At 26.0% G+C, this 21,444-nt stretch carries 18 protein-coding genes; 14 read left to right on the top strand and 4 right to left on the bottom strand.

All coding sequences use genetic code 11. The features are described from left to right. Positions 1–36: 36 nt before the first annotated feature. Together ACY1IQ_RS07075 and ACY1IQ_RS07070 are read left to right on the top strand one after the other, a co-directional pair. Positions 37–726, top strand: coding sequence for a response regulator transcription factor (locus ACY1IQ_RS07075; protein WP_461613287.1), 690 nt, complete (start codon positions 37–39; stop codon positions 724–726). Further along, positions 708–2,183, top strand: a complete 1,476-nt coding sequence (locus tag ACY1IQ_RS07070; protein ID WP_461613286.1) for a HAMP domain-containing sensor histidine kinase — start codon at positions 708–710, stop codon at positions 2,181–2,183. The genes ACY1IQ_RS07075 and ACY1IQ_RS07070 overlap by 19 nt, the downstream gene beginning before the upstream one ends. Before the next feature lie 134 nt (positions 2,184–2,317). Here ACY1IQ_RS07070 and ACY1IQ_RS07065 read toward each other — a convergent pair whose 3' ends face one another. Beyond that, positions 2,318–3,565, bottom strand: a complete 1,248-nt coding sequence (locus ACY1IQ_RS07065; protein WP_461613285.1) for a D-alanyl-D-alanine carboxypeptidase family protein — start codon at positions 3,563–3,565, stop codon at positions 2,318–2,320. 139 nt (positions 3,566–3,704) lie between these two features. On the opposite strand from ACY1IQ_RS07065, the gene ACY1IQ_RS07060 reads away from it, so the two are divergent. The 3 genes from ACY1IQ_RS07060 to ACY1IQ_RS07050 all read left to right on the top strand — a co-directional run bounded on the left by ACY1IQ_RS07060 (position 3,705) and on the right by ACY1IQ_RS07050 (position 5,461). Continuing rightward, positions 3,705–4,331 (top strand): NUDIX hydrolase, encoded by a 627-nt coding sequence (locus tag ACY1IQ_RS07060; protein WP_461613284.1) that lies wholly within the window; start codon positions 3,705–3,707, stop codon positions 4,329–4,331. 100 nt (positions 4,332–4,431) lie between these two features. Continuing rightward, a complete protein-coding gene (locus ACY1IQ_RS07055; protein WP_461613283.1) occupies positions 4,432–5,073 on the top strand; it encodes a lactate utilization protein in 642 nt (213 codons plus the stop codon). Between the two features lie 172 nt (positions 5,074–5,245). Beyond that, the gene (locus tag ACY1IQ_RS07050) at positions 5,246–5,461 is read left to right on the top strand and encodes a hypothetical protein (protein ID WP_461613282.1); all 216 of its coding nucleotides are present in this window, start codon (positions 5,246–5,248) and stop codon (positions 5,459–5,461) included. Positions 5,462–5,638: 177 nt separating this feature from the next. Here ACY1IQ_RS07050 and ACY1IQ_RS07045 read toward each other — a convergent pair whose 3' ends face one another. Both ACY1IQ_RS07045 and ACY1IQ_RS07040 read right to left on the bottom strand, forming a co-directional pair. Beyond that, positions 5,639–6,007 (bottom strand): hypothetical protein, encoded by a 369-nt coding sequence (locus tag ACY1IQ_RS07045; protein WP_461613281.1) that lies wholly within the window; start codon positions 6,005–6,007, stop codon positions 5,639–5,641. Positions 6,008–6,029: 22 nt separating this feature from the next. Continuing rightward, positions 6,030–7,508 carry a nicotinate phosphoribosyltransferase gene (locus tag ACY1IQ_RS07040; protein ID WP_461613280.1) on the bottom strand — a complete coding sequence of 493 codons (1,479 nt, stop codon included), beginning with the start codon at positions 7,506–7,508 and terminating at the stop codon, positions 6,030–6,032. A 144-nt stretch (positions 7,509–7,652) separates the two neighbouring features. Here ACY1IQ_RS07040 and ACY1IQ_RS07035 point away from each other — a divergent pair, with 144 nt between their 5' ends. The 4 genes from ACY1IQ_RS07035 to ACY1IQ_RS07020 all read left to right on the top strand — a co-directional run bounded on the left by ACY1IQ_RS07035 (position 7,653) and on the right by ACY1IQ_RS07020 (position 14,295). Beyond that, a complete protein-coding gene (locus ACY1IQ_RS07035) occupies positions 7,653–9,659 on the top strand; it encodes an ATP-dependent helicase (RefSeq protein WP_461613279.1) in 2,007 nt (668 codons plus the stop codon). An 810-nt stretch (positions 9,660–10,469) separates the two neighbouring features. Further along, complete coding sequence (locus ACY1IQ_RS07030; RefSeq protein WP_461613278.1) at positions 10,470–11,657, top strand: M20 metallopeptidase family protein; 1,188 nt, start codon at positions 10,470–10,472, stop codon at positions 11,655–11,657. Positions 11,658–11,691: 34 nt separating this feature from the next. Continuing rightward, on the top strand, positions 11,692–12,654 hold the full coding sequence (locus ACY1IQ_RS07025; protein ID WP_461613277.1) for an RluA family pseudouridine synthase: 963 nt from the start codon (positions 11,692–11,694) through the stop codon (positions 12,652–12,654). A 12-nt stretch (positions 12,655–12,666) separates the two neighbouring features. Then, the gene (locus tag ACY1IQ_RS07020; protein WP_461613276.1) at positions 12,667–14,295 is read left to right on the top strand and encodes a putative polysaccharide biosynthesis protein; all 1,629 of its coding nucleotides are present in this window, start codon (positions 12,667–12,669) and stop codon (positions 14,293–14,295) included. A gap of 130 nt (positions 14,296–14,425) precedes the next feature. Here ACY1IQ_RS07020 and spoVB read toward each other — a convergent pair whose 3' ends face one another. Then, the gene (gene spoVB / locus ACY1IQ_RS07015) at positions 14,426–15,934 is read right to left on the bottom strand and encodes a stage V sporulation protein B (RefSeq protein ID WP_461613275.1); all 1,509 of its coding nucleotides are present in this window, start codon (positions 15,932–15,934) and stop codon (positions 14,426–14,428) included. Between the two features lie 437 nt (positions 15,935–16,371). Between spoVB and ACY1IQ_RS07010 the strand changes: the two genes are divergently transcribed. The 5 genes from ACY1IQ_RS07010 (at position 16,372) to ACY1IQ_RS06990 (ending at position 21,443) form a co-directional block, all read left to right on the top strand. Beyond that, positions 16,372–17,664 (top strand): hypothetical protein, encoded by a 1,293-nt coding sequence (locus tag ACY1IQ_RS07010; protein WP_461613274.1) that lies wholly within the window; start codon positions 16,372–16,374, stop codon positions 17,662–17,664. A 215-nt stretch (positions 17,665–17,879) separates the two neighbouring features. Beyond that, a complete protein-coding gene (locus ACY1IQ_RS07005; RefSeq protein WP_461613436.1) occupies positions 17,880–18,581 on the top strand; it encodes a zinc dependent phospholipase C family protein in 702 nt (233 codons plus the stop codon). 86 nt (positions 18,582–18,667) lie between these two features. After that, entirely contained in the window at positions 18,668–19,177 is a 510-nt protein-coding gene (locus ACY1IQ_RS07000) for a class I SAM-dependent methyltransferase (RefSeq protein ID WP_461613273.1), read from the top strand. Beyond that, positions 19,174–20,883 carry a B12-binding domain-containing radical SAM protein gene (locus tag ACY1IQ_RS06995; protein ID WP_461613272.1) on the top strand — a complete coding sequence of 570 codons (1,710 nt, stop codon included), beginning with the start codon at positions 19,174–19,176 and terminating at the stop codon, positions 20,881–20,883. Before ACY1IQ_RS07000 ends, ACY1IQ_RS06995 begins: the two co-directional genes overlap by 4 nt. Positions 20,884–21,116: 233 nt before the next feature. Then, positions 21,117–21,443 carry an ATPase gene (locus ACY1IQ_RS06990; protein WP_461613271.1) on the top strand — a complete coding sequence of 109 codons (327 nt, stop codon included), beginning with the start codon at positions 21,117–21,119 and terminating at the stop codon, positions 21,441–21,443. Position 21,444: the final 1 nt, after the last annotated feature.

Genomic DNA, 21,444 nt, shown 5'->3' with positions numbered 1-21,444 from the left:
TACTATAAATATTAAGAGTTTAGTGGAGAGATAGATATGCATAAAATATTAGTTATAGATGATGAGAAGGAAATAGTCTCTTTTATTAAAGAAGCTTTAGAAATGGAAGGATATTATATCATAGCTGCTTATGATGGAAATGAGGCACTAACTAAAATAACAAGTAATCCAGATTTAATATTATTAGATATAATGATGCCTAGTATAGATGGATATGAATTTTGTAGAAAAATTAGAGAAGAAATTCAATGCCCTATTTTGTTTTTAAGCGCAAAGCAAGGGGAGTTAGACAAAATAAAAGCTTTCTCAATTGGTGGAGATGATTATATAACTAAACCGTTTAGTTTAAAAGAATTAAGAGCAAGAGTTGCAGCTCATTTAAGGAGAGAAGAAAGACATAATAAAAATAACATTAGAGAAAGTAAAATGAGATTTGGAGATTTATGCTTAGACATAGCTAATCATAAAATAACTATAAAGGATATATTAATTAACCTTACTAAAAAAGAATTTGAAATTGTTGAATTATTAGCTATGAATAGTGGGCAAATCTTTTCTAAAGAAAGAATATATGAATCACTATGGGGATATGATGCTGAAGGTGATAGTAGTACTATTACAGAGCATGTTAAAAATATTAGAGCTAAATTTAAAGAGATAGATAATAAAATTGAATATATCTCTACAGTTTGGGGTGTAGGATATAGATGGGAGAAAATAAGATAATGAAAAGAAGTTCTTTAAAAAAACAGTTTGTTTTTAATTTTTTCATCATATTATTTTTTAGTATAGTTGCTACTGTTATAACAGTATTAATACTTTTTACAGCAATTAATTTAAAACTTATAAATCCAGAAAATCACTATGAACAATTAGTACCTCAATTTGAACAATATATAAAAAATAATGGATATAATGTATTGGAGGTAGAAAAAAAAGAGGATATATTGAAGCTTATAGATGAAGATGGAATGGAGTATGAGATTTTAGATTTGAGAGGAAATTATATTCACGGCACGTCACACTTTCTAAAAATGGAGCCTAATGACATATTGTATAAGATTAATACCATTGATCATAGAAAAAATTGGAATATAGAGAAGGGATATACAAATAATATACCTATTAATTATGCAAGTATAAAATATATACCTGTAGAACATAATGGAGAATTAAAAGCTGTTGCTGTTATAAAATACAATTATAGAATTTCATCATTATTTATAAATAATAACTTAATGAAAGTTATAAATCTTTACTTGTTTATTTGTCCATTTGTCTATTTAATAATATTTACTATAATATTCATAGGTAAATTAAATAAAAGGATTAATAAGCCTATCAATGAGTTAATAAACGCTTCTAATAATATTAAAAATAAGAATTTAGATTTTACTATTAATTATAAAGGTGATGATGAGTTAGGAGATTTAATTTCATCCTTTAATAACATGAAAGATGAATTAAAGAATACTTTAATTAAAAACTGGAATATGGAGGAGGAGAGAAACAATATAATATCAGCTATTGCCCACGATATAAAAACTCCTCTTACTATAATTAGAGGTCATGTGGAAATTTTAGAAGAAATGGATTTAAAAAATCTAGAAAAAACAAAAAAACATTTGAAAGTTATAAGACAAAATACTGATAGAACAACTAAATTGATCGAAAATATGAATTATATTTCTAAAATAAATAGAGCAGACTTTAATTTAATTTTAGAAGAAGTGAACATAAAAGATTTTGTTATTGAAAAGAAAACTGAATTTAAATTGCTCTGCAAAGAAAAGAATATAAATTTTATTTGTAAAATTTATAATAACAAAAATAATAATATAGCAATTTTTGATAAAGATAAGGTTTCACAAGTACTGGATAATTTGATTATAAATTCACTACGTTTTACTGAAAGTGGTGGAAATATTAATCTAATTCTATCTATATATGATGGCAAAATAAAATTTACTATTAAAGATGATGGAATAGGCTTTTCTACAAAAGATATGAATAATTTATTTAAAAGTTTTTATCAAGGTGATAGTTCTAGGTCTTTAGAGAAAGGGCATTCAGGATTAGGACTATATATGTGTAAAATTATAGTTGAAAAGCATAATGGCAAGATTTTGGCACATAATGATGAAAATGGAGGTGCGGTGATAGAATTTTATATAAATCAATAATTTATATAATACTCAATAAACCTTAGTATTTGACAAAGAAATTTAAAAATAAAATATGTTAATAAATAAATAGACATTTTAAGCTATTTATAGAATATTATAAGCCTATAGGTTTTAACCTATAGGCTTATATACTAGTAATAACGGGTATATCTTCTTTTACTACGTTTTCTCTTATTAATTAAGTAAATTGTAAGAACTATCAACGAAATTATTACAATTAACATAATTGAGTATATTAAAATATTTTCTTTAATTATATCAAGTTTTGAAATTGTAGGATATAAATCATATTTAGATTCAGAGTCTTTAATTTTTACAGATACTTGTCCAACTGACTTGTCTTTGTTTAATTTCCAAGCGCTTAAGTTATTAACATTATAGTTAATTTCAGGCTTTACTTCTGTATCATAATATGTAATATCCTCATGAATAGTTACAGGAACTCTAATTGCTCTTTCTGGTCCTATTAATGGAATAGCATTATATTTTAATGTAATAGTGTTAAGATCACTGTCCTTTTCAAGAAGGAGTTCTTTTTCTGCACTATAACTATAATCTGCTAATTTTTCCATATCTTCAAATACTTTTGTGTCCTTAGGAAAATCATATTCAGAATTTAGAACCACTGTAGCTATTTTACGATTTTCTCTTTCATAAACGGAAACTAAACAACGCCCAGATTTATCTGTATATCCGGTTTTTCCACCTATATTTCCATTAACTCCAAGTAATTTATTTCTATTTTCAATTTTAGCTATTGGACCTTTAGTAGATTGAACTGATGCTTCTTTCTTATTTATAACGGATTTAGTCCAATCATTTGACATTATTGCTTTAAGAAGTATACTTAAGTCGTAAGCAGTAGTTAAATGGTCTGGAGTATTGTCGTCTAATCCATTAGGTGTTACAAAATGAGTGTTAGTCATTTTTAGCTCTTTTGCTTTTTCATTCATCATTTTAACAAAATTATTTACGCTTCCACCTACATTTTCAGCAATCATATAAGCTATATCATTACCAGAATATAATAAAAGAATATCCATTGCATTTGAAGCAGTAAAAGTATCACCAGCGTTAACTGGATGAACATTTAAGCCGTAGGAGTAAGGAGCCTCATTTTTAGCAGCTTCAGGGTATGTTAACAGATCTCCTGGACTTTTATTTTCTGCTAAAAGTAATGCAGTCATAAGCTTTGTAATACTTGCAGGATACATTTTTTTATCAATATTCTTTGCGTATATTATTTCATTAGTTTCCAAATCCACAGCTAATGCAGAGGTACCTATAAGCTCTGGCTCTGGTGCTTTTGCAAAGGCAATGGTGGAAAATACTGAAGTAAATATTAGTGTAGATGCTATAAATTTAGTTATTTTTTTCACTTTACACTTCTCCTTTACATAATTTATGTTAAAACATAAAATTAGTATAGCATTTTAAGATTAAATGGACAAGGTAAATGGAGATTATTATTATTTTTTATAATTTTTATGATATAATAAACCTAGTGAGGTGTGAATTTTGATAAATAACATAAAATATATTTTTAAAGATAGAGAAGCAAAACCAATTGGTAAATATAAAAATAGTGCAGTTATGATTTTACTTTGTGAAGATGAGGAAAATCATGATTTAAATATAATATTTGAGGTTAGATCTAATAAGTTAAAAACTCAGCCCGGTGATATATGTTTACCTGGTGGCATGATTGAAGAAGGAGAAACTCCTAAAGAAGCAGCCATTAGAGAAACTATGGAAGAACTTAACTTAAGCAAAAAGGATATAGAGTATATAGGTGATATGGATTATTTCATAAGTCCCTATGGAATGTTTATGTATCCATTTATATCAAAAACTAAATTAGAAAAAATTATACCAAGTAAAGAAGAGGTAGATCACATCTTTACAGTGCCACTAAAATTTTTTATGGAAAGTACTCCATTATTATATGAACTAGAAATTGGAGCAATAAATAAAGAAGGATTTCCTTTTCATCTTATAAATGGTGGTGAAGAATATAAATTCAGAGAGGGTAAATTGAAAGAATATTTTTATGAATATGATAATTATGTAATATGGGGATTTACAGCGCAAATTATAAAGTCTTTTATAGATATTGTTAAGAGTAATAGTAATATTATGCTATAATAGGGAATATATAATAATTAATTAAAATTAACATAATATTTTATTTAAAATTTTATTTATATTATGGTATAAATAATGATGATTTTAGGGGTGTGATTATATGGAGCATGTATATAAATGGCATAATCAAGCTATAGGTGAAAGAGTAGTGAAAGCCTTAGAAAAAAATCAATTTCATGCTATTTATTTTGAAACAAAGGAGCAGGCAGAAAATTTTATAATGTATCATGTAAAATCTGGAGATGTAGTCGCTTTTGGGGGATCAGTGACAATAAAATCTATGGATCTTAAAAAGAAGATTACGAAAATTGGAGGAACTATTATAGACCATGGAGAACCAGGACTTACTCAAGATGAAAAAATGGATATAATGAGAAAAGAGTTAGTAAGTGATTTATTTCTTTGTAGTAGCAATGCAGTTACATTAAATGGAGAAATAGTAAATGTTGATGGTGTTGGAAACAGAGTTGCAGCTATAACTTTTGGTCCGAAGAAAGTTATAATGGTAGTAGGAGTAAATAAAATAGTAAAAGATGAAAAAGCTGCTTTTGAGAGAATTAAAAATATAGCATCACCTCAGAATAATAAGAGATTAGCTTATAGTAACCCTTGCACTATTACAGGAAGTTGTATGGATTGTAATAGTAAAAATAGAATTTGTAGAGCTTATTCCATATTAAAGAGAAAACCTATGCTAAGTGATATAAGTGTTATAATTATTGGCGAAGAAATGGGATTTTAAATTAAAATTTTAAATATGATTATAAAAAATCGTGATAGTTTAGTCACGATTTTTTATATTAAATTAAGTTTAATATTCTAAAATAATATAATTTTCTAAAAATACTTTATCTTATTGCTATTATAGCTTATAATATAGACAGGACTTTAATAATTCAGGATGGGGTGATATAATGTCAAAATGTCCTTTATTGACTACTTTTGAAGAAGAAGTTGAATGTTTTAAAGAATGTGCACTATATAAATGGTCGGAAAATGAAAATAAATGTCCCTTTGCGGAATTGAAAAATTTTAAACCTTTGGTAATTAAAAATATATATGAGTATGATTTGTTTAAAGATGATAAAACTTCTCCTATAAGCATACTTTATAATGAAAGTTACTTATAGATACATGATTAACTTACTTCGCCTGAATATAAATTGTAAAATATAAAAGCATTATAAATTTATAAATTGAAAATATTATATTTTTTAAATGGGTTAAGAAAATAGATATATTTAATTGGATTTTCTGTATAAATTTATAAAGATATAAAGGGTATAAAAAAATAGCACTATTAGGTGCTATTTTTTTAATGTTAAGTTACATCCTTTACTACAACCACTGCAATTTCCTTGGAGTTTTTTATTACAATTATTTTTAACTCCATCCTTAAGAATAGTTTTAACCATAAAAGAGTTATTTTTATAGGTTAAAATAATTTCTTTAATATAATTTATAACTTCATTATCATAAAGTATATTAAGATCTTCTATATTATCTCTAATATCATTATGATTTTCATTATCTAATAAAATTTCCACTTTTGATGATCTACAACAGCCATTGACATATTTAAATCTAACAAAGTCATATTCAATATGATTTTGTAATAAAGAAATTAAACTATCATAGGCTTTATTAGATATTTTTATTTTAGGTTTATCATACATATTAATCACCTAAATCTTTATATTATTCATGATATTTAGAAGAATATTCATATAATAATGATTCCTTAAGTTCCCAAAGTTTTTTAGATAAATCTACATAATAATTATGTGGATTTTGAAGTCTTAGAACTTCAGGCCAAAGTTTCTGAGTTTCAACTTTAGAATATTCTTTTATATCCATTACAGAAGGACTATTATATATAGGTTTGCCTTTATCAAAAATTTTAACCATTAATTCTTTTACATAATAGTTTTTTAGTCTCTTTCGTTTCCATGTAAAAGTTGGATTGAAAATTTCTAGAGGTTCATCAATATTTATTTCCTCATCATTAAGACAAATTAAATCAGCTATAGCCATATCTGTTTTTTTATCAAAGATTCTATATAATTTTTTAAAAGCAGGATTTGTAATCTTTTCGATATTTTCACTGATTTTAATTCTAGGAATAATTACATTATCTTTCTCTATTGCAACAAGCTTATAAACACCGCCAAATACAGGTTCACTTCTAGCAGTTATCAATCTTTCTCCTACTCCAAAGCTATCAATGGCAGCACCATTTTCTAGAACAGCTCTAATTATAAACTCATCTAAAGAGTTAGAAACTGTAATTCCCACATCTTCATAACCGGCTTCATCTAGCATTTTTCTTACTTCTTTTGTAAGATAAGTTATATCTCCACTATCAATTCTTACTGCTTTAGGTCTTTTACCCATTGGTTTTAGTACATCATCAAAAACTTTTATTGCATTAGGCACTCCAGATTTTAAAACATTATAGGTATCTATAAGTAAAACGGTGTTGTCTGGGTAAGTAAGGGCCCAAGCTTTAAAGGCTTCATATTCACTGTCAAATAATTGTATCCAAGAGTGAGCCATTGTACCTACAGCAGGAATACCAAACATTTCCTCTGCTATAGTACATGCTGTAGAACTACAACCTCCAATAACAGCTGCTCTAGCTCCATATATAGCACCATCGTATCCTTGTGCACGCCTAGAACCAAATTCCATGACAACACGGCCTTTTGCTGCTTCGCAAATTCTTGCTGCTTTGGTAGCGATTAATGTTTGATGGTTTATAGTAAGAAGTATCATTGTTTCAATAAACTGTGCTTGCATTACTGGACCTCTTACTGTTAGTAAAGGTTCACCAGGAAATACAGGTGTACCTTCAGGTATAGCCCAAACATCACAAGCAAATTCAAAATCCTCTAAATATTTTAAAAAGCTTTCACTAAAGATATTTTTACTTCTAAGATATTCTATATCATCATTTGTAAATTTTAAACTTGAAAGAAATTCTATTACCTGTTGTACACCGGCCATGATGCAATACCCACCGCCATCAGGAATTCTTCTAAAGAACATGTCAAAATAAGCAATGGTATCTTGAACATCATTATTTAAATATCCATTAATCATGGTAAATTCATAAAAATCTACTAGCATGGTTAAATTTCTATGATTTTTTACATTAAAACTTTGTGAAGTACTCATTTTTTATCCCCTTACTGTTTTATAAATTGTGTGTTATATTATAACATAATCATAGTATATAATCTATAAAGTTATTGGACTATAAAGTATATTATATGCAATTTTGCTAAAGAATAAAATCTATTTAAATTATGAGGTAATAATATGTGTTATAAAGAATATGAAAAGCTTAGTGATGAGCAATTAAAAGCAATAGTTTGTGAGGAAGAGAATATATTAGTTAGTGCTGGGCCAGGTAGTGGTAAAACTGTTGTAATAGTTAATAAAGTTCATCATTTGATAAAATATAAGAATGTTAATCCTAAAAATGTTATAGTTATAACTTTTACTAAAGCTGCTGCAAATAATATGAGAAATAGATATAAGTATTTAAGTAAAGAAAAAGTCAGTCCTTTTTTTGGTACATTTCATGGACTATTTTATAAAATATTAAATTCTTATTATGGGAAAATAGATATCATAGAATCACAAGAAACCTATAAAATAATTAGAAGTTTTTTATCAACCTATATGGATGAGGTAGGGGATGAGAAAGTAAAAGAATATATAAATAACATATCCTTATTTAAAAGTAGCAACTTACAAATTAATGAATTTGAGACAACATTAGATAAGGATATATTTAAAAACTGTTATGAAATATATGAGAGCTATAAAAATGAAAAAAACATATATGATTTTGATGATTTACAAATAATGTGTAAGAATTTATTTATCAAGAATCCTAGGTTACTTCAGAACTATAGAGATTTATTTAAATATATATTAATTGATGAATTTCAAGACTGTGATGAAATTCAAATAGATATCTTAAAATTACTTAAAGGAAATAATCAAATCTTTGCAGTAGGAGATGAAGATCAATGTATATATAGTTTTAGGGGATCTAGACCAGATTACATGGTGAATTTTAACAAGTATTTTCCAAATGCAAAAGAAATATTTCTCTCTACTAATTATAGATGTACTAATAATATTGTAGAAACTTCTATGACAGTTATAAAAAAGAATTTTTTAAGAAGTAAAAAAAATATAATAGCCCATAAAAAATATAATGGTGAAATAAAAATTGTAAATAGCGACAACGAAAATTTAGAGGCTGATTACATTGCTTCGTATATAGAAAAGAAAATAATAACTAATAAAGAGAAACTCAGTGACTTTGCTGTAATCTATAGAACTAATATTGAAAGTAGAAATATAATTGATACTTTCATTAGAAAAGGAATACTTTTTAGGCTTTTAGATAAAGAATATAATTTTTTTGAACATTTTATTTGTCAAGATATAATATCCTATTTAAGATTAAGCATCAATAATAGAGATAAAGAAAGTTTTTTAAGAATTATAAATAAACCTTATAGATATGTTAGCAAAATTTTATTGGAGAAAATTAGATACAGTACTTCAGATGAAGACTGTTTTGAAATATTAAAATCTAGTAATGATATTAAGGCCTTTCAAATAAAAAATATAGATAAATTAAAAAACGATATACATAGTTTGAATAAAATGTCATTAAATACTGCAATTGCTTTTATTATTCAAGATTTAGGTTATTATGATTACTTAAAAGATTATTCTTCAAAGTTTAAAGGTAGCCTTAAGGATTTAGAAAATATTTTAGAAGAATTTAAGTCTTCTGCTTATGAACATAGAACTATTATTTCTTTTTTGGCCTATATAGAAGAATATAAAAATCATATAACAAATAAAAATGAAAATAAAAAAGATGATGCAGTAATATTAAGTACTATACACGGAGTAAAGGGAATGGAATTTAAAAATGTTTTTATAATTAACATGGTACAGGGATATATTCCTCATGAAAACAATATAGAAAATAGTATAGAAGAAGAAAGAAGATTATTTTATGTAGCTATGACTCGTAGTATTGAAAATCTCTTTCTATTTATACCTAAGAAAATACAAAGTCAAAGTTATAGACCTTCTCAATTTATAAAGGAGTGTGAATACAAAAATTCACTTCCATTTAAATTGAATAATCTTGTAGTTCATAAAAGTCACGGTAGGGGTAAGATTACATATATAGATGAAAGTACAATAGAAATTGAGTTTAATAATATAACTAAGAGATTTGACTTAAATATAGTATGTGATTATAACTTAATAGAATTAGTAGATAAATAGTTTAATTCTTTCCATACATGTAAATATTGAAGAAGATATAAGACACATATATATCAACAAATGGAACTCTAAAATGAAAAAAAGATTATATGATATACTTCATAGTAGATATTCTTAATTTAGAGACGTATGGAAAATATTTAGATAACTTCACAACTTATGGTGGCATATAAATTTGAAAGGATTAGAGTGTTATATACGTTTTTATAAAAAATTAAAATTATACTTATAAAAACAAGCATGATGTATAAATATATATTCATACACTTAAAAATAAAGATCAACAGATTAATTATACCGTTGGTCTTTTAATCTGTTATAGATGTGGTAAATAATTTTATATAAAATTAAAAAGCTAGTATTTATTTAATAATGAGCAGTTCAATAGTTTACATAATCACAATTATGAACTTTATAATTTAAAGTAAACTAAAATAAGAGATAAAAATATAAAAAAATGTATTTAAATAAGGTTCCCGTATAACTACATATAGGGATACAATGTGAAAACTTAAGATATACTCTGGAAAATAAATTTCCTATAAAAATAGCTTAAATCTTTAAAAAATTAAGATTAAAGAATTTCTTAAAATAAAATTTATTCTAAAAAATTCCAAAGACTTTGACGGTGAAGTTCTAACTATAATGTCGTATAATTTAATAGAATTAATAAATAACAATAATTAAGGATTTGTTGAAGTATTTTTAATAATAGTATATAATCTTAAATAAGTTTAAAGTACGGTAAAAAAGATTAAGCTTAAAAATAATAGGCAAGAAGGTCTATTATTTTTTTATGGAGGCATAGTTATGGATTTTCTTAATATGGCAAAGAATATAGAAGATGAATTAATTGAAATTAGAAGAGATTTACATAGAAATCCTGAGTTAGGTTTCGATTTGCCTCAAACTTCAGGAAAGATTAAAGCTTTTTTAAAGAGTGAAAATATTTCTTATACTGAAGTGGCTAAAACAGGAGTAGTGGCTACTATAAAGGGAAGAAAACACTCAGAAGAAAAGAATTTTAAGACTATAGCTATAAGAGCAGATATGGATGCTTTGCCGCTAGAGGATAAGAAAACTACGGTATATACTTCTAATATAAAGGGAAGAATGCATGCATGTGGTCATGATGCTCATACAACTATAGCTCTAGGTGCTGCAAAAGTATTGAATTCTATTAAAGATGAATTTAGTGGTAATATAAAATTTTTCTTTGAGCCTGCTGAAGAAACTGTAGGAGGAGCTCAATTAATGATTGAAGAAGGTGTCCTTAAAAATCCTTCTGTGGATGGAGTTATAGGTCTTCATGTAGATGAAAATTTAGAATGTGGAAAAATTGGAATTAAAAGAGGAACCGCTTATGCAGCCTCAAATCCTTTTACTATAAAGATATATGGAAGAGGTGCACATGGTGCAAGTCCTCATAAAGGAGTAGATCCAATTGTCATTGCAAGCCATATAGTTTTAGCACTCCAAACTATTGTAAGTAGAGAAATCTCTCCTACTTCTCCAGCGGTAGTAACAGTAGGAACAATTAAAGGTGGCACAGCAAAAAATATTATACCTGAAGAAGTTGAAATATCAGGAATACTTAGAACTATGGAAATAAGTCATAGAAAATATGTAAAAGAACGATTGTCAGAAATAGTAAATGGTATAGTTAGATCTATGAGAGGAAATTGTGAAATAAAAATTGATGAAAGTTATCCATGTCTTTTAAATGATGACAATATGTATAATATATTTGAAAATAGTGCTATAAGCTTATTGGGACGGGATAAAATTAAAGTCTATAATGAACCGACTATGGGAGTTGAAAGTTTTGCTTATTTTTCCTTAGAAAAGCCTTCAATGTTTTATTGGCTTGGATGTGGCAATTTAGAAAAGGGAGTTGTACATCCTGCTCATAGTAGTTTATTTGATATAGATGAAAATTGCTTAGCTATAGGAGTAGCTATGCATTGTAAAATGGCTTTGGACTTTTTAAATAAATAATTATAAAAAATAAGTTTTACCTTAGGAGGAAAATATGAGGATAGATATAGGACCAAATGAAGCAGGGCAAAGATGTGATAAATTTGCAAGGAAATTACTAAAGGATGTCCCTTTAAGTGCAATATACAAAGCTTTTAGAAAGGGAGACATTAAAGTAAATGGTAAAAAGGTAAAAGAAAAATATTCCTTAGAAGAAGGGGATATAGTTGAAATTAGAGAAATTAAAACTGAAGCAAATACTAATAAGAAAAAACAATTTGACAGAATTGATAATAAACTAAAAATAACTTACGAAGATGAAAATATGATATTAGTAGAAAAATGGCCAGGAGTCCTAGTACATAGTGATAAAAAAAATGGAGAAGCTACATTAACAGATTATGTACTTTCCTATCTATATGATAAAGGGGATTACCAACCGGAGAAGGAAGTAACCTTTACTCCTGCACCTTGTAATAGATTAGATAGAAATACTTCTGGTATTGTATTATTTGGTAAGAACTTTAATGCATTAAAACAATTAAATGAGATGATTAGAGAGAGAAAAATCGAAAAATATTATATGGCATTAGTGAAAAATAGAATTAAGGATGGATTGTATGAAGCATATATTTCTAAAAATGAAGATGCAAACATATCTAAAGTTTATGATAAACCAATGCCAAACACAAAAAAGATAGCTATGAAAGTTAAAACAATACAAAGCTGTGGAACTTTTTCACTAATAGAAATAGATCTATTGACAGGAAGAAGCCATCAACTTAGAGCTCACTTATCCTTTTTAGGAAATCCAATAGTAGGAGATATCAAATACGGTGATAAAAAATTAAATAGTTTTTTTATTAACAGATATGGATTAAACTATCAATTCTTATATGCCTATAAAGTTATATTTAAGAATACTCCTGATACGTTGTCATATTTAGAAAATAAAACAATTGCAGAATCTTTACCTCCAATACTTAAGAAGATAAAAAATGATGTTTTTAAATTCTAACGGAGGTGTATTATGGGAAATAGTTCGAAGTTAAACACACAATCTGCGGCTAAAGGTGTTGCTATATTAAGTATGGCAATGCTTTTTGTAAAGCTAATGTCTCTTTTCTATGTTCCAGTATTACGAGCTATTTTAAAGGAAGAGGGTATAGGTGTATATTATTCTTCTTATCAAATATTTCAATATTTTTATATAATAGCTAATGCTGGGCTACCAGTGGCTATTTCTAAAATAGTTTCAGAATTTGTAGCTCTTGGTAACTATAAAGATGCAGTTAAAACCTTTAAAATGACAAGAGCTATGGCCTTTATATTAGGGCTTGCACTAACATTGTTACTATTTTTATTTGCTGAACCTTTAGCAAAAAGTATGAATAGTGAGCAATCTACATATGCAATTAGGGCATTATCACCAACTATATTAATTACTACTATATTATGTGCTTATAAGGGCTATTTTCAAGGTAGAGGAAATATGACTCCTACAGCAATTTCACAGGTTATTGAACAGGTATTCAATACAGGTTTTAGTTTGATTTTTGCTTATTTATTAATTGGATATGGAAATGAATATGGAGCAGCAGGTGGTACTGTTGGTACAACCTTAGGGGCTCTAGTAGCAGCAATATATTTTTTTAGATTCTATGAAAAAAATAGAGCTAATAATATACCATTAGGTTATAGTCATAAAGGTATAGAACGAGCTTCAAATGAAGAAATTGCAAAGAAAATTCTATTTTATGCTATACCTATAACTATTGGTATAGCCATACAACAAGCAGGAACTTTGGTAGATTTAAAATTGGTGAAAGGCAGATTAGATATAGCTGGTTTTGATAAGTCAAATATAGAAATATTATGGGGAATATTAAGCCAATATACTGTATTAATAAATGTACCTTTAGCCTTAGTAAGTTCACTATCAATTTCAATAGTTCCTATAATTTCAGCTCATAGTGCAACTAAAGATAAGAAATCTTTAAGAAACAGTGTTAATACTAGTGTAAAAGCAACTTATTTAATCACAGTTCCCTCTGCTGTAGGTCTTTCTGTATTTAGTTTACAGATACTTCAACTATTAAAACTTGATTTAAATATATCTAACCTGTTATTTTATGGATCTTATGTAATAATATTAATGACAATAGTGTATTTACAAACATCTATATTACAGGGACTAGGAAAGGTTAAAGCAGTAACAATATTTTCAGTAATAGGGCTTATAGGAAAAATTATTGCTAATTATGTATTTGTAGCTATTCCAGAAATTAATATATTAGGAGCAATAATAGGAAATGCTATTTCATTTTTAATAATGCTTATTTTAAATCAATTATTAATAAATCAAAGTCTTAAAATTAAAGTTAGTATTGTAAGACCAATAATTAAACCTTTTATTGCATCGGCAGTTATGGCTACTGTAGGATTAATATGGTACAACCTAGTATATAAAGTGTTTTTAATGTTATCAAAAGGATATATAGCAAATGCATTATCTATAGCTACTACTATATTTGTTGCTGTTATAGTGTATTTTGTATCATTAATATATATAGGTGGGATTAGAAAAAGAGACCTTCAAGTGCTACCTAGAAAATTAATAAAATTTATTCCTAAGAAATTATTACTAAAGATAAGGTAGGAACAATATTTTAATATTGTATTTATTTATAATAAAATAGGTGAGAAATAAAGTGAAATTTGTTTAAATTATTTTTTACTGTAAACTGTAAATTATAATATAAAAAATCGTGACTATTAGTCACGATTTTTTATGATGATTTTCTTATCATAAAGGTAGAGGTTATGAATAGTGAAAATCCAATTATTATTAAAATAACATTCTTAATAATAAATATATCATTTGGAATTATTATGTTCAATATTTTTAAAGTTAATGCTGTTAAGATAGTTAAACATATAATTATTAAGAACTCACCTAAATTCATAGATATAGATACCACTTTATTAATTTCAATCATATTAATTATTAAGCCAATAATAGAAGATGCAATTAATGCAATAGCGTATCCTAATATATTAATTTCAGGAATTACTATCAATATATATATCAGTAGTAATTGGATTAAAGATGTAATTAAGGAACTTATCAATATAGTCTTTTGCTTTCCTAAGCCATTTAAAATACCATAGGTACAAGATGAGGCATATAGAAAAGGTGCACAAATAGATACAGCTCTAATATATAATGAAAGATCATTTCTTTTGTAGAATAACATTCCAAGATTATTTGGAATTGTAAGACATATTATCATAGTAGAAACACCCAATAAAAAGCACATTTTAATAACTTCATTAATTCTTATTTCTAATCCAGTAAAATCTTTTCTAGTTAAATTTTTTGATATATCAGGTACTAATATTGTAGCCATAGATACTACAATCACAATTGGAAAATATATAATGGTTAAAGACATACCACTAAACTTCCCTATAATTTCTAGTGCAGCAGTATATTCTAATCCAGCTAATACTAATCTTCTAGGCACTAATAATGTAGAAAATCCTGAAATCGCTGTAGTCAATAAGCCATTAATAGCTAAAGGTGCCGCCACTACTAATATATTAAATAATAGTTGAGCACTGTTTTCGGTCCTTTCTTTATTTAATGGTATGTCCATAAATTTAACCCTACTTCTTTTATAAAATAAACATAAAAGTATAAGGCTCACAAATTCACCTATGGTAAAAGAGGTATAAGTAGCAGTAACTGTAGAGGTTATATCTTCTAATAAAAAATAATTAATTACAGATAATGTAATAAACATTCTTATTGCTTTTTCAACGATATCAATAATTGCTGGTGTCTTAACTTCTAATACACCATAAAAATAACCTTTATATACAGAAGAAATAGCAACAAAAATCAATGCAGGACATAATACCCACAATGAATATAGAGTTCTACTATCTTTTATTATATGACTACTAATAATTGGTGATAGTATGAATATTATTATTGTAACAAAAACAGACCAAATTAATGAGAAGGTAAGTACTACATGAATGCTTTTATTTAAATTTTTATAATGACTTGTCCCATAATAAGAAGAAACTTCTTTAGATATGGCAGCAACCAAACCACCACATACTAGACAACAAAATAGATCATATATAGGCATTATAAGTCCATATAAGCCAACTCCCTCTGGACCTAGTTTGTCCGAAAGGATAATAGAAAAAACAAATCTTATTATAGCCATAGCTAAATTAGATATGGTTAAAACAAAGGTATCTTTATAAAATGTATCATTACCCATAAAAACCCCCACTAAAGTAATATATTAATACTTATATGTAGACGAGCAGACTTATATTCTTATTTTAATATTTAAAATTTCTAGGAATTAACCATTGAAATTCTATAGCTTTTTTATTAGTTAAAGAAGTTAAGTTAATCAAAACTAACTTTTAAGTTGTAAATTAAAATAATTAATAGCATAGATATTAACTATATACTAACTTCTAGATAGTTTATTCATAAACTTACTTCTCAATCTAAACTTTAATAAATATACTTATAGTTAAGATAGTGAATATAATAACAATTTTATATATACTAATTAACACTTTACAGATTTTTATGTGTTATTTTTAACAACCATTTTTCAATTTAGTAAATAAAGAAAAGGATTAGTAATTTAATGTAAATTGTAAAAATATATATTAATAAATATATAAATAATGGAGTGAGGTTATGAAAAAGATTTATGGGTGGATTTTATTGATAATATTTTCAATTTCAATCTTTATTTTTGTTAATAGAAATAAGAATGACTATGGAATATCTTGTAAAGAAAATAATGTTGCTTTAGAGATTAAATATAAAGGGTTATCTAATTCAAGAGATTTTGATAAAGATGAAAAAGGAAATTATTATATAGCTTTTAAAGATAGAATTATAATAATAGAAGAGAGTGGTAAAAGTTACAGTTTATTCTCAAAAAATTCACTAAATATAACTAGCATTGTGTATGATAAGGAAAAAATTTATTATGCTTCAGATTCTTCAATTTTTTGTTATGATCTAAAAACTAAAGAACATAGTGAATGTATTAAAGGAATACCTAACATAGGAGATTATAATAAGGTATTGTTAAAATTAAGAGGAGAATACCTATTTATTGCTATAGGATCAGCTACCAATTCAGGTGTAGTAGGTGAAGATAACCTCTGGAAGAAAAATTATCCTACAGAACATGATTATAGTCCTAACTCCATAATTTTAAAAGGAAATAACTTTGGAGAAGAAAACGCTGGGGCATTTGTAGAGTATGGTAAGTCAAATTTAGTTGGGCATATAATAGAAAAAAGTGAAATAGGAAATTCTACAGTAGTTATTTATAATATAAACACAAAGGTCTATGAAACATTTGCTTGGGGAATTAGAAATATAATGGGGATGGATTTTTCAAGTGAGGGAAAATTAGTTGCTACAGTAGGGGGAATGGAGTATAGGGGATTAAGACCAATAAGTAATGATAGTGATTATATCTACGAAATTCAAAAGGGAGTATGGCATGGGTTTCCAGATTTTTCTGGAGGAGATCCTGTAACTTCTTTAAGATTTTTGGATAAAGATAACAAAACTACAGAATTTATTTTAGAAAAACATCCAACCCAAACTCCACCAGGACCAGTATATCAATATAATAAAGTATCAGCATTAGGAACCATTGCAGTTGATTCACAAGGAAATTTGGGGGAAAGGGATGATATATATTTTTATGATCAGTTAGATAAAAAAATATATAATTATAATAAATTTAAAACATCTAAAGAATATATAGCTTTTGGTGATAAAGCACAAGTTGAAAGTATAAAAATATTAGATAATAAACTTAATATTTTAGAAAATAATCAAGGTGTATTATATGAATTAAAGACTTGCGAAAATAAAAATAATGTAATATCATTAAAGGAATTGTTCAGATATTTATTATTTATTGCACTAACTCTTATTGTTATGATTATTATATTATTTATATAGTAATAAATTAAAAATTTTTTTAAAACTTATTTAAATTTAAATTAGAAATTTTAAAATTATCTTAAAGTCTTAAGATTTTTTTAGAAAAAGAAGGGAAATTAAGATTTAAGGTTATTTTCTAGAAGTAAATAAATTAAATTTAAAATCTAGCTATCTTTTTTGAAAACTTTGTTTATAATAATACTGTATTAAATTTTACAGTAGAAGGTGGTAATATAATTAAGCGAAAGATTGAAAATACTTATGGCTATACATTAAAATTTTTATTATATGCTTTTAACCCCATAAAGAAAAAGGTTAAAAAGACAGAATGTATTGTTCATCAATTCATAAATAAAGAAGCTTTGGAAATTTTAAGAAATGATGGATATGAAAAACAGTACAAATTTTTTAAAAAATATATTAAAATTTTAAACAAAGGTGTAATATGGGCAGATTCAGATTTTAAAAGTGCTAATCATTTTTATCATCATGAAGGTGGAAGAGGTTTATATGGCTGTTCTAATGCATTAATTGAATGTGAAATTTATTATAATAAAGCTTTAAAGAATATCCACTGTAATAATATTCCTAAAGCTATATTTTATTTAGGAGCAGCATGCCATTTAATTCAAGATACAACGGTACCTGCGCATGCCAATGTAAATTTGAGGAATCATAAGAGTTTTGAAACATGGGCTATTAAACTTATACAAAATGGATATACTCATCCTATTAAACAAGGAGCTATAAATTATAATACAGTTGAGGAATATATTAAAGAAAATGCTAAATACTCTAATAGGATTGATAGTATGTATAGGAATGTTAGAAATAAAAATGAAAGATATGCTAAAATTCTAGATAAAGTATTATTAAAAGCAAATCAAAGTACAGCAGGATTATTATTAATGTTTTATAATGATGTAAATAATTAATTAAAACTTATGGAAGGAAATGTAAATTCTTCGTTGAATAGTATCTATAATAATCTTATATAGATATTAAATGAGGTGAAGAGTTTATGAATAATTCTGTATTTATTAATTTAGAAAATAATATTTTACATGGAAACTTGTTGGATATAGGCCATGATAATTATGGAGTAATATATAATCTGTTCAAGTATTATGATGAAGAATGTGACATTCAATATTTTGAAAAAAGAGCACGAAGGAATATTGAGAAAGAGAGTTATGATAGTTGTATACTTTTTTTTAGTTTGAATTCAATATTTAAAAATATTGAAAAAAGGAGACTTATTGATGAAGTCGGTAACTATCTAAAAAACGATGGAATTTTATATATATGGGATATAGATAAAAAATTTTTAAAAACTTATGAAAATAATATAAAAGTATATATGCCAGATAAAAGCTTAAAGGAATTTCAAATTAAAGATTATAATATTTTAAAAGATAATTCTAAAGAAAAAATATTAGATTTAGTTGATAAAAGATTTGAAGTTATGAACTTTAAAAGTAACAATGGAGTATACAATATAATTTGTAGAAAGAGGAGAAATAATGGATGAATGTTTTATTAATAGGGGTAAATGCTAAGTATATTCATAGTAATTTAGCAGTGAGATATTTAAAGGCTTACACTAAAGATATGGATTATAATTGTGATATTATGGAGTTTTCTGTAAATGATAGGGTTGAGAGAATTGTAGAGGAAATAATGGAGAGAAAACCTAGATTACTAGGTTTTTCCTGTTATATATGGAATATTGAATATATAACAAGAATAACAACCTTAATAAAGTCAATAGATAATAGTATACAAATATTTTATGGTGGACCAGAAGTAAGTTATGATTCGGAGAATTTTCTAAAATCTAACTATGGTGAGTATGTTATAGAAGGCGAAGGAGAAGAAACTTACAGAGAGTTTATTTATACTAAAATAAAAGAATATAAAAATGAAGAAATAGATTATAGCAATATCAGAGGACTTTATTCTAAAAAGAGTGGACAAATTTACTATGGCGGAAATCGTCCCTTAATGAACATGAATAAAATAGTCTTTCCTTATGAAGAAAATGAAGATCTAGCTCATAAAATAGTATATTATGAAGCCTCTAGAGGATGTCCATTTAACTGTAAATATTGTCTATCTTCAACTTTTCATGGAGTTAGATTCATAGACATTGAAAAGGTGAAGAAAGACTTAAAATATTTTATTGATAATAAAGTTAGATTAGTGAAATTTGTAGATAGGACATTTAACTGTAACGAAAGTTTTGCAAATAAAATTTGGAATTATTTAATTGAATTAGGTGGAGATACTAGATTTCACTTTGAAATATCTGCTGATTTATTAAGCAGTAAATCTATAGATACACTATCCAAAGCCAAAAAAGGATTATTTCAATTTGAAATAGGTGTACAAACCACTAATGATGAAGTCCTTAAGAATATAAATAGAAATGTTAATTTTTCTACAATAAAAGAAAAAGTGGAAGAATTAAAATGTTTAAAAAATATCATGCAGCACTTAGATCTTATAGCAGGACTTCCAGGAGAAGATTTTAATTCTTTTAAAAAATCTTTTAATGATGTATACGCAATAGAGCCAGATGAACTTCAATTAGGTTTTCTAAAACTTTTAAAGGGATCAAGTATGAGAGAAGAAGCAGAAAAGTGGGATATGTATTATAGTCCATATCCTCCTTACGAAATATTGAAAACTAAAAATATAAGTTATAATGAATTAATTAGACTAAAGCATATTGAACATATGGTCGATAAATATTTAAACAGCGGAAAATTTAATAATATATTAAATTATTTTGTAGAAAGTAATTTTTTTGATACTCCATTTGATTTTTATGAACAGCTATCATTATTTTACAAAGAAAAGGGATATTTTAAAAGAAATATTTCTTCAAGTGAATATTATAAGGTATTTTTTGACTTCAATAATGAAATATTAAGAATGGATAGCGGATTATTATGTGACATAATTAAGTTTGACTATTTAACCTATAATAAAAAAAGAGGAATTCCAGATTTTATCTATAGAGAAAGTGATAAAAACGTAGAAAAGCAAATTAAAGAGAAACTGATTGACAATAATTTAATAGGTTCTGTTAATGATATACATATTGAAAAGTTCAATTATGACTTAAATCAATATTTTGTAAATAAATTGATAACAAGGAAGGATTTCTATGTAGGGTTCTCTAATAATAGCAATAATGTTTTAATAGATCTAGGAATATACTTAAAAAAATAGAAAAAAAATCCTAAATGATGAACAAATAATGAACAAAAGGTTAATAATTAGTTAACTTTATCACTTAGCACGTTTTCACATCTTGTACAATAAATTTTAGCTATATATAATAAGTGGTAAACATAAACCTTTTATAAGTATTTTGTGATGTTTTATAAAGTATATGATATTGTGTTGGAGAGGAGATTATTCCTCTCTTTCCATATAATTATATTTTAAAAGGTGGTGATATTTTGGCATTAGAAGCTATAAACAAAGTTAAAACAGCAGAAGATCAAGCAGCACAAATATTAGAAAAAGCATTGAAAGAAAGTAAAGATATAATTAAAAATGCAGAAAAAGAGGCAGATAAGCAATATGAAGCTAGACTTACTGAAGCTTATAAAGAAGCAGAGCAAATAAAATCTAAGTTTATAAGTGAAAGTGAGACTGAATCTGAACCGATATTGAAAAAAGGTAGGGAAGAAGTAGATCATATACTAAATGTAGATGCTAATAAATTTAATAGTGCTGTTAAATTAGTAATTGAGAGGATAGTGAATTTCAATGGCAATAGTTAAA

It is taken from the genome of Clostridium sp. Marseille-QA1073, from assembly GCF_054863625.1.
Note: the sequence above shows the minus strand (reverse complement) of the source record. Positions and strands in the feature narration are given on the sequence as shown.